Genomic DNA, 13,099 nt, shown 5'->3' on the forward strand with positions numbered 1-13,099 from the left:
GTGCCGCTATCGATGGTGCCGGGGATGAGCGCACCGTCGGCATTGGCTCATGCGCTTGAGCGGCCACCCAGCCTTGCGGTGACGCTGTGCGTTTGCACCGCATCCCAGGTTCTCGCCACATCCACGGTGCTTGGGCTTGCGACGATCTCGCCGGTCGTCGCGGCGAAATTGTCGATCCACACCTACTGGATCGGCTACCAGGTCAGCCTGATATACTTCGCGGGTATCTTCGCCTCCGCCATCGCCGGCAGCCTTGTGAAACGCTGGGGCGCGGCACGGTTGAACCAGATCGCGCTGCTATGCGCCGCCGGCGGAATGCTTGGCCTCGCGACGGGACTTCTCCCGGTCATGATCGTCGGATCGGTTTTGATCGGCATCGGATACGCGTTCAACAACCCCTGCTCGTCGCATATGCTGCACAGACAGACGCCGGCGCGGCTGCGCAACATCATTTTTTCGGTCAAGCAGGCAGGCGTGCCGGCCGGCGGCGTGCTCGCGGCTCTGGTCGATCCCCAGCTCACGGCAGCCTTCGGCTTCAGGGCCGCCCTGGCATTGAGCGCCATCCCGTGCCTGCTGCTCGCCATGCTCTTCGGCGTCCTGCGAGAATGGTGGGATGATGACCGCAAGCCCGAGACGCCGATTGGCGGCCGGGCGATCTGGGCGGGCCAGGCTCTGATCTGGTCCAAGCCCGGCCTCCTCGCAATCTCATTTCTCGGTTTCTTCTACTCGGCCATCCAACTGTGCGTCTCGGCCTTCACCATCACGATGCTGGTCACCGACCTTGGTTGGACGGCCGTGCAAGCGGGCAGTGTCGCCGCGATCGTCCAGGTGTTCGGTGCAGGCGGACGGGTATTGTGGGGGATCGTCGCCGATGTGCTGCAGGCGGGGTTTCTGGTCCTGTGCATGCTGGGGTTGGTGACGGGCCTCTGCTGCATCTTGCTGCTCTGGAGCGGCATGATGCCGATCATGGTGGAGGTCGGCGTCCTCTGCGCATTGGGCGCCTGTGCCGTGGGCTGGAACGGCGTCATGCTGGCCGAAACCGCCCGTCTGAGTTCACTGAATGCCGCCAGCGGGTCCGGCACCATGACAGGCGATGTCATGGTCTACACCTTCATCGGTGTCGTGATCGGCCCTTCGGTTTTCGCACTCATCTATGCCCATCTCGGCAGCTATTCCGAGACGTTTGCGTGGTTCAGTATTCCGGCCGCCTTGGGCGCGATCCTCGCCATCTGGGCCTATAGGCGCGCCGCGACTTAAGAGAATCCGACAGTCCTACAAGGGCTTGCCGATGGCGGCAGGGAGTTTCGTGGAACGGCCGAGGCCGGCCAGCACGGCGATGGCGATGAGATAAGGCATCATCTGCACGACGTAGGAGCTGAGCGGGATGCCAAAGCTTTGTAGCCGAAACTCCAGCGCCTCAGCCGCACCGAAGACGAGGCATGCGGCGGCGGCCCCCCAGGGGTTCCAGCGGCCGACAATGAGGGAGGCGAGGGCAAGGTAGCCGCGACCGCCCGTCATGCCATCCGTGAAGGTGCCAACTTGCTGGAGCGAGAGCACAGCACCGCCGAGGCCGGCGATGGCGCCGCAGCAGATGACGGCGACCATCCGCAGGCGCAGGGGGTTGGCGCCGGCCACGAAGACCGCCTCCGGATTCTCGCCCGTCGCGCGCAGCATCAGGCCGGTCTGTGTGCGATACAGGAGGAACGACAAGGCGGCGCAGCCGGCGACGGCCAAATAGGTGAGCGGCGGCTGCGAGAAGAGCAAGGGACCGAGGACGGGAATGCGCGCAAGGCCGGGAATGGGCAAGGCGCCCAGCGGGGTGACATCAATGGCCACGCTGCCGGCCAGAACGTGCAGCAGGTAGGTGGTCAATCCAAGGGCGAGGATATTGGCAGTGAGGCCCGTCACCATATTGTCGGCACGACAGCGCACGGTGACGATGGCAACGGTCAGGCCCATTGCGCCGCCGCCTAGAACGGCGAGCAGCAGCCCCACGACGGCGCTTCCCGCAGCCCAGGCGCCCATGACGGCCGCGAAGGCGCCCATCAGCATCATGCCTTCGAGACCGACGGCGAAGACCCCGGCCCGTTCGGACAAAATGCCGCCCAAGGCCGCGAAGACCAGCGGCGTCGCGATGCGGATCGCGGCGGCGAGGAAATCGATCATGCGCGGCGCACCGTGGCGGTCAGGATGAACAGCATCGTGATGCCCTCAATGACGACGACCAGGGCAGAGGGCACGCCGATCTGCCGTTGCATGGCCAGCGCGCCCGTTTCCAACAGCCCGACAAAGAGGGCGGCGGGAATGACAGCGGCGGGTTCCAGCGCGCCGAGCAGCGCCACGGTGACCGCCTTGAAGCCAAAGCCGGTGGAGAAGCCTTCGATCAGGCGGTGATGCAGGCCGAGCACTTCCACCCCGCCGCCAAGGCCGGCCAGGGCGCCTGCGGTGAGCATGACTCCCCAGGTCACCCCAGCCACGGAAAAACCGGCATAGGCGGCGGCGGGGCGCGAGCGGCCGGTGACCCGGACCGCGAAGCCGAAGGGCGTCTTCCAGAGCAGGACGGAGAGGGTGATGGCGGCGATGACGCCGATCAGGATGCCGGAGTGGAAATAGAACCCCGGCACGCGCCAAAGCCAAACGGCGCGCGGCATCGGCGGCGATTGCAGGAAGCCTGCGCCCCGCTGGCCGAGCGGACCGGACAGGAGGAGCTGCACGAGGAGGAGGGCCACGAAGTTAAGGAGCAGCGTGACCAGCACCTCATTCACGCGGCGGCCGAGATTGATGGCGGTGGCGATGCCGGACCAGAGGGCGCCGCACAGGGCTGCGCCGATCAGGGCGGCAATGGCGGTGATGGCCGTCGGGGGTCCCGGCCATGCCAGAACCGTCGCCGTGGCGCCGATGCCGCCCAGCGCGATCTGGCCGTCCGCGCCGATATTGATGACGCCCGCGCGGAAGCAGAGGGCAACCCCGGCCCCGGCCAGAAGATAGGGCGAGGTGCGGTTCAGCACGACACCGATCTGGTACGGCGATCCAAGTGCGCCCATGACCATGGCCTGGAATGCGGTGAGCGGGTTGTGGCCGGCCACGGCGACCAGCAGGGCGGCGCAAACCATGGACAGGCCGATCGCGGCGAGGATGCGCAGGAAAATTCCGTCCGTCCGCAGGCGGAGGCCGTAGCGCGACGCGCGCGGCGAGACGGCGCTGTCGCTCATGCCGCGCGCCCCGACATCCAGAGGCCGAGTTGCGCCATGTCGATCGCCGTGCGGGGCATGATGCCGGCGACGGTGCCGCCGGCGAGGACGGCGATGCGGTCGCTGATCGACAGCACCTCCTCCAGTTCCGAGGAGATGTAGAGGACGGCGGCGCCCGCGTCGCGAAGCGCGATCATGCGCTCCAACACGAAATGCGTGGCGCCAGGATCCAGCCCCCAGGTCGGCTGGTGGGCGATCAGCACGGCGGGATTTCTATCCAGTTCACGGGCGATGACGATCTTCTGCTGATTGCCGCCGGAAAGCCGCCCCGCGATGGTCGCGGGCGAGGGCGCGCGGATGTCGAAGCGCTGCATGAGGGTCCGCGCTTGGGCGACGGCGGCGCGACCGGCGAGGAAGCCGTGGCGGGCATAGGGCGGAGCTTTGCTGTCCCGCAGACGCAAATTGTCGGTGATGGTCATGCTGCGCACCAGCGCCGTGCTCGCACGATCGGCGGGCATATAGGCGAGGCCGGCCCGCATGCGCGCGGCGACGGAGGCGCGCGTCATGTCGCGACCGTCGAGGCTTATGGAGCCTGCGGCGGCGCGGCGCATGCCGGCCAAGGTCTCGGCGAGTTCGAGTTGGCCGTTGCCGTCGACGCCGGCGATGCCCAGGATTTCGCCGCCGCGGATGGCGAGATCCACCGGGCCGAGCGCCGCACCGCGCAGCGCCGTGATGGCGAGCCGTGTGCGACCGGGCGGCGAAGGGGCCAGGAGCTGCGGCGCGGAGACATCACGACCCACCATCATTTCGGCGAGCTGCGCCCGGTTCGCGCCGGCGACGGGTGCGCGGCCCGACACCCGTCCGGCCCGCAGCACGACCACCGTGTCGCAGACCTCCAGAACCTCCGGCAACTTATGGGTGATGAAGACGATGCCCTTCCCTTCGCGGCGCAGACTGCGAAGGATGCCGAGCAATTCGCCGACCTCGGACGGTGCGAGGTTCGACGTCGGCTCATCCAGGATCAGCAACTCAGCCCGGCGCAGAACGGCTTTCAGGATTTCGATGCGTTGACGACGACCGAGCGGAAGGTCCGCGACGCGCGCGAAAGGATCGAGCGACAAGCCGAACCGGCGGCTGGCGTCGCGGATACGCTCGGCCATGGCGCTTCGATCGAGGCGCCATCCCGCCTCCTCCCAACCCAGCATGACGTTCTCGACCACCGTCATGGCCTCGATCAGCATAAAATGTTGATGGATCATCGCCATTCCGGCGGCCATCGCCTCACGCGGACGATGACCCGAAAGCTCGCTGCCGCGAAACACGATGCCGCCGCCGTCCGGCGGTGTCATGCCGAAGAGCACTTTCATCAGCGTGCTTTTGCCGGAGCCGTTCTCCCCCAGCAGGCCCACGATCTCGCCGGCATGGACGTCGAGATCGATGCCATCATTGGCGCGGACCGTGCCGTAGCAGCGCACGATGCCGCGCATCTCCAGAAGGGCCGTCATTGGTCCGTGATCGTGCCCGTCTGTCTCTGGCGTGTCAGCTGCCGGGGCGGGCGTCGTGATCGGTCGGCACGACCGTGAGCGTGCCGGATGCGAAATCCTTGCCCATCGCCTCGACCTCCGTCACGACCGCAGCCGGAACCGCCGGATTGAAGGCGGCACCGGCCGTGTAGCCGAAGGTGGCGCCCGTCACCGGGGCGGTGTTGTAGCCGTATTGCACGAAGCTCCCCAGAAGCTTCCCGGCCTTCACCTGATCGGCGACGTTGCCGATCATCGCAGGCCAATCCTCGAGAATATTGGTCAGCACCAGATCGGGCGCGATCTTGGTCTGGTCGAAGCCGCGGCCGGTGACATAGACATGACGCTCCTTGGCGGCCTGGACGAGACCGGCTTCGGCCGCGTTGAGCTTGCCCGTGATGACGTCGGCGCCCTGGTCGATCAGGGAGAGGGCGGCTTCCTTGGCTTCGGCGGAATCCTCCATGTCCTTGATGTAGATGATGGTGACCTTGGCTCCGGCCTTGGTGGCACAGATGCGGAAGCCGCCAGCCTGGGCGGTGATGTTGGGTACGCCCTGCAGGCCATAGACGCCGGCGACCTTATGGGTCTTGCTCATGCGGGCGGCGAGCACGCCGAGTTGGCAACCGAACTGGGCATTGTTCCAGTCGATCGACATCACGTTCGGCGCCTGGCCTTCATTGCCGCTGACGGCGATGAACTGGACCTTCGGGAAATCCGGTGCGACCTCATCCATGGCCGAGACGAAACGTCCAGAATGGCCGAGCACGATGGTGTATCCTTGGCTCGCGTAGTCACGCAGCGCATCGGCCTCATCGGCGTCCGCAACATTTTCCGAATAGGCGGTCTTGAAGCCGCGCGGCTCCAGGCTTTTGACGATCGCATAGCCGAGGGCATTCCAGCTCTGATCGTTGATACTGCCCGGCAGAAGGATGGCGGCTTTATCGGCGGCGTTCGCCGAAGTGGCGAAGGCCCCACCCGCGAGAATAGCGGCGCTGGCCGCCAGAACGCGCCAGCGACGGGCAAGGCATGTCTTCGTCATCGATTGGTCCTCTGGTTTTGAATGGCTTGTGCATGCATAACGCTTGCCGCAGATGTCACGCCGAGCCTTCGATCAGCGCGCAGAGGCCCGCATCGATGAAGGCACGGTCTGTGTCGTTCCAGATCGTCATGTGGCCCCAGATGGAAAGAATCGCGCGTCATACTGCGTTGGGGATGCGCGCAACGTCATTGCAGAGCGAAGCCACGGGTCTTAAAGATCTGGAAGTCGTTCATCGCGATGGGCTCCTTGCGCGGCGCCAGTGACGGTGGCTGCACGCAAGTTGTCAAGACGAGCGGGATTGCGCGTTTCGTGACCAGAAAGCCTATAAATGCACCAGCCGCGCACCTAGTATCGAAATTGGCAAATATGATGGCGTCTTGCGGCAAGTGGTCATGCCATCTGCCGCGCTACAAGCTGCGGCGGGCTTCGTTTCAAAGCTCTGAACACTCCTCCCGTCTTGGACTCTGTGTTGGCCGCCTTTCAGCGGCCTGCGTATAAATTAGGCAAAGTGTCGTCCATCGCGCATTTTTCCTCTCTTGAGCCTTATTTCTAGGCTTGCACAGGGTGCGCGATCCACGTTAGTGACCGTTCGTTAGACCAAGCGCTCCTCTCCGCCCTATTGAGAGGATCTCGGGTTGGCGTGCCCGTCCAGCAAATGGTGATCGCGATGAGCGACGACCGTGTTGGGCCGGTGCGATCGCGTCCGGCTCAATCGAAGGATGACACGTCAAGGCGAAGCCTGATTTCGCGCGGACGGATTCTGACAATGGATCCGCCACAGCCGGAATGGGCTTGTGCAGACATCCTGATCGAAAATGGCGTCATCACCGCTATCGGGCCGGATCTATCCGACCGGGTCACGGATGCGGATCTGCGGATCGATGCCTCCGGTCATCTGGTTTTGCCAGGTCTGATCAATGCGCATTTCCATTCGCCGGTGAACTTTCTCAAAGGCGCGCTCGACAGCCTGCCGCTTGAGTTGTTCATGCTCTATGAAGTTCCCAGCACGCCCGAGGCGGCCGTTCCGCCGCGTGCCGCCTATATCCGCACGCTGCTGGGTGCGGCCGAGATGCTGAAGCTCGGCGTCACCTCCGTGCAAGATGATGCCTTCTTTCTTCCCGCGCCCACACGCGACGAAATTGATGCCGTAATGAGCGCCTATCGCGACATTGGCATTCGCGCGACGGTCGCGCTTGATCAGCCAAACCTTCCCGAAGCGGCGAAACTCCCCTTCCTGGCAGACCTCGTGCCGCCTGATCTACAGCGCAGGCTACGCGCACCCGCGCCGATGGCCACGCAAGACCTTCTGCGGCATTACGATTATCTACTCGAGACATGGCATGGCGCGGCAGAAGGCCGCCTGCGCGCCGCCGTGTCCTGTTCTGCGCCGCAGCGCGTCTCCACCGACTATCTGACTGCGCTGGATGCGTTGAGCCGCCGACATGATCTGCCCTTCTACATTCATATCCTGGAGACGCGGCTCCAACGCGTCTTCGGGGAGGTCTGTCTCGATGGCCGTTCCTTGGTTCGCTATGTCCATGACCTTGGCTTGTTGTCGGACCGCATGAACGTCATTCATGCTGTCTGGATCGATGATGCGGACATCGCGCTTATCGCCACATCCGGCGCACAGGTGATCCACAACCCGATCAGCAATCTGCGCCTCGGCAGCGGCATCATGCCCTTCCGGCGTCTTGCGCAGGCTGGCGTTCCCATCGGTCTGGGTTCGGATGAGATCATCGCAGATGACGCGGTGAACATGTGGTCTGTCGCGAAAACGGCTGCCCTGGTCCATACCATTGGGGATCCCGATCCAGACAGCTGGCCTGTCGCGGGGGAGATTCTCCGATGCCTCTTTGCCGGGGGTGCCGCAGCCATGCGCCAGTCCGACCGGCTGGGCAAAATCGCCGTCGGCTATCAGGCCGATCTCGTCATGCTCGATCTCGACAGCCTGCCCTTTACGCCGCTCAACGATGTCGCGCGGCAGTTGATCTACTGCGACGCGGGCCGCGCTGTTGTGATGACGATGGTGGCCGGGCAGGTCGTGATGCAGGGCGGCAGGCTTCTCACCATCGACGAGGCAGCACTTCGCAGTGAGGCACGCGCCATCATGGCCACAGCCACCCCGCAACGGGACGCCTTGATGCGGGATGCCGCCGAATGGCTGCCGCACTACCGCGCCATGTATCGAAAGATGCTCACCCATGATGTCGGGATGAACCGTTGGGTCGGCGATGCCGATCCCACGGCGTCCCGCGTTGGCGTTCCGAAACACCCTTCATCCCCTTCGAGGAGTTCTGCCGCATGACCCGTCGTTTCACCTCAATGCTTGCCGGTGCCACATCCCTGATCGCTGCCGGTCTGATGACCTTCGGCGGTCCCGCCCATGCGGCCGACAAGACCATCCGCGTTATCTGCAACAACTGGTCGGGCTTCGCGCCGGTCTTCGTCGCGAGCGACCTCGGCTACTTCAAGGCGCTCGGCTTGAAGGTCACGGTCAAGGTCGATGACGAGCAGTCCGACGCCCTGGCCGGCATCGAGCGCGGAGACATCGACGTGGATATGCGCACGGTGGACGACTATCAGCGCCGCCCGCGCACGCCTGCAACGCCCGGTGTGATGATCGGAACGATCGATGAGTCCGATGGCGGGGACGGTGTGGTGGCCGATGGCAGCATCAAGACGGTCGCCGACCTCAAGGGGAAAGTGGTGGCGATGGAGACAGACATCCCCGCCTATCTCCTGTTGCAGCTGGAACTGAGCAAGGCCGGCCTGAGCTACAGCGATCTCAAGATCAAGCAAGTTGCGGGCTCGGACGCGCTGTCCGTCTTTGCGGATCCCAGTGTGGCCGCCATCGGCACCTTCCAGCCCTTCATGGATCAGGCGGTCAAAATCGACGCCAAGCGCGGCGCCCATATCCTGGTCTCGTCAGCAAGCTATCCCGGCACCATCATCGACGCCATCATCGTCAATCAGAAGGCTCTTGCGGCCGACCCGGCCGCCTACAAGAACTTCCTCATCGGGGTCTACAAGGCCATCGCTTATTACACCACGAATCCCGCCGACTTCATCAAACTGTCGGCGCCGCACTTCAACCTGTCGCCGAAAGACTTCCAGGCTAGCATCGACGGCAGCCTGACCTATACGACGCTGACGATGGCGCAGAAATATTTCGGCACGGCGGCAACGCCCGGCCCGATCTACGGCGTCTTCGACACGCTGATGAAGCTGAATCTCGCCAACGGCGCTTCAGATCACACGCTCGCGGCGAAGCCGTCCTTCGATGACGCCGTCCTCGCTTCCATCACGGACGCTGACCTGAAGTGAGAAAGCCGCTCCACGACGCCTTCGCCTTTCGGGGCACGCTCAGCCGCCGCGCGAACCTGTCGGTTTCGCTCGGTAGCAGCGCTTTCGTGCTGCTCGTCTGGCAAGCGTCGTCGTGGTGCGGGATGCTGGACCCGACCTTCCTGCCATCCCCGATCGCCATCGCCAGTACGCTCTGGGCGATGACGGTCGCGGGGCAGATCGTCGGCAATGCGCTGATTTCGATCGGGCGCATCCTCGCAGCCTTTGCGCTATCGGCCGTCATGGCCATCCCCATCGGCATGTTGATGAGCAGCTACAAGCCGGTCAATGCCGCGCTCGAACCGATCATCGATTTCATCCGCTACCTTCCGACCCCGGCGCTGGTTCCGATCAGCATCATCTGGTTCGGCATCGGTGAGGAGACAAAGATCTTTCTCCTGTGGCTCGGCACCTTTTTTCAACTCGTGCTTCTCGTCGTCGATGACGCGAACCAGGTCCCCCATGAATACGTCGAGATCGCCCGCACCCTCGGCGCGCGCCCGTGGCAGATTTTGATTGATGTCGCTTGGCGCTCCATGTTGCCAAGCCTCATCGATCATTTGCGCATTACCCTCGGCTGGTGCTGGACCTATCTCATCATCGCAGAAATCGTCGCGGCGGATAGTGGCCTCGGCTATGTTATCTGGACAGCGCGGCGCTATATGCAGACGGATCAGGTCATGGCCGGCGTCTTCGTCATCGGGCTGATCGGGCTTTGCAGTGACCAGGCCATGCGCGCTCTGCATCGCCGGTTGTTCCGCTATTTGCGGAGCAGCGACGCGTGAGTGTCCGCACCAGCGAATATCTCGTTTTTGACCAGGTGACGAAGCGCTTCGGCGACTTGCCGGTGGTAGATCCGCCGGTCACCCTCGTTATTCCGCGCGGTCAGTTTGTTGTGTTCCTCGGCCCTTCCGGCTGCGGCAAGACCACCCTGATGCGCATGTCTGGCGGATTGGATCAGCCGAGCTCCGGCGTCATCCGGCTGGAAGGCGAGGCGGTTGGTGCGCCGGACCAGCGGCGCGGCATGGTGTTCCAATCCTATTCCTCCTTCCCATGGCTGACAGTGGGGCAGAACGTCGCGTTCGGCATGCGCTATCGGCCGGATCTGACGACCGAGGAAAAGAAGCGCCGCACTCAGCATTATCTTGATCTCGTCGGCCTTGCCGAGTTTGCGAATGCGTTCCCCAATCGCATCTCGGGGGGTATGCGCCAGCGCGTGGCGATCGCCCGAACTTTGGCGGCCGGGTCGGAGGTTCTGCTGATGGATGAGCCGTTCGGCGCGCTGGATGCGCAGCGGCGCGAGCAGCTTCAGGTCGAGCTGCGTCGCATCCAGAGTGAGGAGGCGAAAACCGTCATCTTCGTCACCCATGATGTCGAGGAAGCCGTGTTCCTCGCAGACCGAATCATCGTCTTTTCGCGGCGTCCGGCACGTATTCTGGATGATATCGATGTCAATGCGGGCTTGGGTGCGGAGCGCACGCTTGCGCTGCGTGACAGCGAGCCCTTCTTCCGCATGAAGACCGATATCCTGCATAAGGTCCGCGCGACGCTCGGGACGGAGCACACGTAAAAGGACGCTTCCAACGTTGCTTTCCCGCGGGGATGCAAGTCATCCGCACGAGCCAGATGGTGCGGCCTCTGTGGCATCCTCCGTTGACGACGCGCGTCGAGACGGGCATCGAGACGGTCTAGCGTGCCGCTCAGCCGGGGAGTTGTAGGTGGCCAATCTCTTCTTGATCCACGCCATCGTGATGATTGTCGCCTGGGTGATCTTGCTGCCAGCCGGCGCCATGGTTGCGCGTTTTTGCAAGGTGACGTGGCGGCAGAATTGGCCGCATGTCATCGACAACCTTTTCTGGTGGAGGGTGCATCGCGCCCTCCAATATAGCGGCGCGGCGATGATGCTGGTTGGCGTCTTGATCGCTTATCGTGCAACCGGCCGCGTGCCTCTCGAGATGTTGCATGTCCAAGCGGGACTGGTCGTGCTTTTCCTCGTGCTGATGCAGATCGTCAGCACCTGGTTTCGCGGCAGCAAGGGTGGCCCAAGCGACATGGGTGCAGACCCGGCGCGGCCTGAGACATGGCGGGGGGACCACTATGATATGACGCGGCGGCGGCAGATGTTTGAGGAGTGGCACAAGACCTTCGGGTGGATCTCGGTCGGCATCGCCCTCGTGACGGTGCTCCTCGGCCTGCAACTCCTGAACTGGCCGCTGGGGCTGTCATGGCTTTTCATCGGGCTCCTGGCACTCCAGGCCGGCCTCTTCGCCGTTCTCCTTCGCATGTCGAGGCGGATCGGCACCTATCAGGCCATATGGGGTCCAGATCCCACGCATCCCGGCAATCGCCGTGATCGTCCATAGGTTGAAGAATGAGGAAAGAACATGCGGAATAGCACAGCGATACTCCTTGCCGGCTCCGCCGTTGCCGCTGCGGCGGTTGCAGGCGGTAGGTTCGGCCCCACCCCCGCGCATCCGAGAACGGCCGCCTGGTACGCGCGGCTTCGCAAGTCGCCGTTGACACCGCCGGGTCCTGTCTTCGCAGCAGCCTGGACGATCATCGACGGACTCCTCTGGTATGGGGGCTCGCGACTCCTGGTTCAACGCGCGTCGCCAAGTCGCAATGCAGCACTTGGCTTTTGGGGATTAAGCATCCTCGGCGTCGGCGGCTTCTCCTGGGTGCTCTTTGGCCGCAAACGGTTGGATGAGGCATTGGGCGTGACCGCAGGGATGATCGTCACGTCGGTTGGCCTTGTTGCCACAGCGGAGGCGGTTGACCGCAAAGCCGCGATTGCGAGCGCACCGCTTGCGGCTTGGGTGGTCTTTGCCTCGTTCCTTCAGGAAGAGGTGTGGAGACGAAACCGATAATATGCCGCGCAAGCATGTGGATGAAACGGCATCGCGTGCAAATGGGTAGACAGGAATGGGGACATTATCGTTCCATTCCCACTTGCCGCGTACTGTTACGAACGATGAGGGTTGTGGGCAACGAAACGTGGCGCACGGGCCCATGAGGATCGCGCAGGCGTTCCTCCAGAAGCTGCATCGCGACCTGGCCCATCTCGTAGCGCGGCTGGCCGATCGTCGTCAGCGGCGGGTCATAGAAGCCTGCGACCTCGATGTCGTCGAAGCCGATGATCGAAACGTCTTGGGGTACGCGAAGGCCGGCCGCTCGTAGGCCGGCAATCGCGCCGACGGCCATTTCATCATTCGTCACGAAAATGGCTGTTGGCATCGGGAACTTTCGAGGATCGGAAATCATCAAATCGATCGCCTCACGGCCGCCATCCATCGTGAATTTGGTATGGACGAGCATGGGCCTTACGCCCGCTGACATCATCTCCTCCTCGTATCCCGCCAGACGTTCCTCTGTCGTGTAGTCGTGGTAGGACATGACGCTTGGGCCAGTGATATGGGCAATCCGGCGATGGCCGAGATCCAGAAGATGGCGTGTCGCGATCCGAGACGCGTCGCGATTATCGACGCTCACGGTCGATAGTTCGACACCCTCGATGAGTTCCGAGGCGATGACGATCGGCATCGGCTGGCTGCCGTTGTAACGCGGAAATTCAGGCAGTTGCCCGTTTAACAGGATTATCCCGTCCGCACGGCGCCCGTCCAGCTTGTGCCGAAAATCCGCCAGCCGCGTATTCGCTGGGCCGGCGTCCCCGATGAGGAGCGAGAGACCGCTGAGGCGGGCCTGATCGTCGATCCCCTTCAGCAGCTTGGAGTAGAAGGGGTTGCCGATGTCGGGCACCAGAACCAGCACCATGCCGGTATCGCTGCGCCGCAGGCTGCGGGCGGCCATGTTCCGCGTGTAGTCCAGCGCCTCGATGGCACTCATGACGCGCGCACGAACATCGGTGGAGACCCGCTCCGGCGTGGACAGAACGCGGCTCACCGTCGCTGTGGAAACGCCAGCCTTTTCCGCGACCTCCTTCATCCGAGGGGCCGTCTTGCTTGTCATCTCTTCCCTCACTCCGATGGGCCTTCACGGCCCATGTC

General features: G+C 63.7%; 12 protein-coding genes. 7 read left to right on the forward strand and 5 right to left on the reverse strand.

What is annotated here, in order from left to right; genetic code table 11:
- The first annotated feature begins 24 nt into the window (after positions 1-24).
- Entirely contained in the window at positions 25-1,257 is a 1,233-nt protein-coding gene (locus QP803_RS00455) for an MFS transporter (RefSeq protein ID WP_284945722.1), read from the forward strand.
- A gap of 15 nt (positions 1,258-1,272) precedes the next feature.
- On the opposite strand, the gene QP803_RS00460 is transcribed toward QP803_RS00455, so the two are convergent.
- From QP803_RS00460 to QP803_RS00475, 4 genes are read right to left on the reverse strand one after another with little or no spacing between them, the layout of a single operon-like run.
- The gene (locus QP803_RS00460) at positions 1,273-2,166 is read right to left on the reverse strand and encodes an ABC transporter permease (protein ID WP_284945723.1); all 894 of its coding nucleotides are present in this window, start codon (positions 2,164-2,166) and stop codon (positions 1,273-1,275) included.
- Complete coding sequence (locus QP803_RS00465; RefSeq protein ID WP_284945724.1) at positions 2,163-3,212, reverse strand: ABC transporter permease; 1,050 nt, start codon at positions 3,210-3,212, stop codon at positions 2,163-2,165. Before QP803_RS00465 ends, QP803_RS00460 begins: the two co-directional genes overlap by 4 nt.
- Positions 3,209-4,696 (reverse strand): ABC transporter ATP-binding protein, encoded by a 1,488-nt coding sequence (locus QP803_RS00470; protein ID WP_284945725.1) that lies wholly within the window; start codon positions 4,694-4,696, stop codon positions 3,209-3,211. The genes QP803_RS00465 and QP803_RS00470 overlap by 4 nt, the downstream gene beginning before the upstream one ends.
- A gap of 34 nt (positions 4,697-4,730) precedes the next feature.
- Positions 4,731-5,750 (reverse strand): BMP family protein, encoded by a 1,020-nt coding sequence (locus QP803_RS00475; RefSeq protein WP_284945726.1) that lies wholly within the window; start codon positions 5,748-5,750, stop codon positions 4,731-4,733.
- Positions 5,751-6,516: 766 nt separating this feature from the next.
- Here QP803_RS00475 and QP803_RS00480 point away from each other — a divergent pair.
- The 6 genes from QP803_RS00480 (at position 6,517) to QP803_RS00505 (ending at position 11,962) form a co-directional block, all read left to right on the forward strand.
- On the forward strand, positions 6,517-8,058 hold the full coding sequence (locus QP803_RS00480; RefSeq protein WP_284945727.1) for an amidohydrolase family protein: 1,542 nt from the start codon (positions 6,517-6,519) through the stop codon (positions 8,056-8,058).
- The gene (locus QP803_RS00485; protein WP_284945728.1) at positions 8,055-9,077 is read left to right on the forward strand and encodes an ABC transporter substrate-binding protein; all 1,023 of its coding nucleotides are present in this window, start codon (positions 8,055-8,057) and stop codon (positions 9,075-9,077) included. The genes QP803_RS00480 and QP803_RS00485 overlap by 4 nt, the downstream gene beginning before the upstream one ends.
- Positions 9,074-9,880: an ABC transporter permease gene (locus QP803_RS00490; protein ID WP_284945729.1), complete on the forward strand. Its 807-nt coding sequence runs from the start codon at positions 9,074-9,076 to the stop codon at positions 9,878-9,880. The genes QP803_RS00485 and QP803_RS00490 overlap by 4 nt, the downstream gene beginning before the upstream one ends.
- Positions 9,877-10,665, forward strand: coding sequence for an ABC transporter ATP-binding protein (locus tag QP803_RS00495; RefSeq protein ID WP_284945730.1), 789 nt, complete (start codon positions 9,877-9,879; stop codon positions 10,663-10,665). Before QP803_RS00490 ends, QP803_RS00495 begins: the two co-directional genes overlap by 4 nt.
- A gap of 148 nt (positions 10,666-10,813) precedes the next feature.
- Positions 10,814-11,458: a cytochrome b561 domain-containing protein gene (locus tag QP803_RS00500; protein ID WP_284945731.1), complete on the forward strand. Its 645-nt coding sequence runs from the start codon at positions 10,814-10,816 to the stop codon at positions 11,456-11,458.
- Positions 11,459-11,479: 21 nt separating this feature from the next.
- Complete coding sequence (locus QP803_RS00505; protein WP_284945732.1) at positions 11,480-11,962, forward strand: TspO/MBR family protein; 483 nt, start codon at positions 11,480-11,482, stop codon at positions 11,960-11,962.
- Between the two features lie 64 nt (positions 11,963-12,026).
- Here the strand turns inward: QP803_RS00505 and QP803_RS00510 are convergent, their stop codons facing one another.
- The gene (locus QP803_RS00510; protein WP_284945733.1) at positions 12,027-13,061 is read right to left on the reverse strand and encodes a LacI family DNA-binding transcriptional regulator; all 1,035 of its coding nucleotides are present in this window, start codon (positions 13,059-13,061) and stop codon (positions 12,027-12,029) included.
- Between the last annotated feature and the right edge of the window lie 38 nt (positions 13,062-13,099).

Origin of the sequence: Acidisoma sp. PAMC 29798, assembly GCF_030252425.1 — a bacterium.
Taxonomy (GTDB): domain Bacteria; phylum Pseudomonadota; class Alphaproteobacteria; order Acetobacterales; family Acetobacteraceae; genus Acidisoma; species Acidisoma cladoniae.

Coding starts and splice junctions, on each gene's coding strand:
- QP803_RS00455 (WP_284945722.1), top strand. CDS start 25: ATGAGCGCACCGTCGGCATTGGCTCATGCGCTTGAGCGGCCACCCAGC.
- QP803_RS00460 (WP_284945723.1), bottom strand. CDS start 2,166: ATGATCGATTTCCTCGCCGCCGCGATCCGCATCGCGACGCCGCTGGTC.
- QP803_RS00465 (WP_284945724.1), bottom strand. CDS start 3,212: ATGAGCGACAGCGCCGTCTCGCCGCGCGCGTCGCGCTACGGCCTCCGC.
- QP803_RS00470 (WP_284945725.1), bottom strand. CDS start 4,696: ATGACGGCCCTTCTGGAGATGCGCGGCATCGTGCGCTGCTACGGCACG.
- QP803_RS00475 (WP_284945726.1), bottom strand. CDS start 5,750: ATGACGAAGACATGCCTTGCCCGTCGCTGGCGCGTTCTGGCGGCCAGC.
- QP803_RS00480 (WP_284945727.1), top strand. CDS start 6,517: ATGGATCCGCCACAGCCGGAATGGGCTTGTGCAGACATCCTGATCGAA.
- QP803_RS00485 (WP_284945728.1), top strand. CDS start 8,055: ATGACCCGTCGTTTCACCTCAATGCTTGCCGGTGCCACATCCCTGATC.
- QP803_RS00505 (WP_284945732.1), top strand. CDS start 11,480: ATGCGGAATAGCACAGCGATACTCCTTGCCGGCTCCGCCGTTGCCGCT.
- QP803_RS00510 (WP_284945733.1), bottom strand. CDS start 13,061: ATGACAAGCAAGACGGCCCCTCGGATGAAGGAGGTCGCGGAAAAGGCT.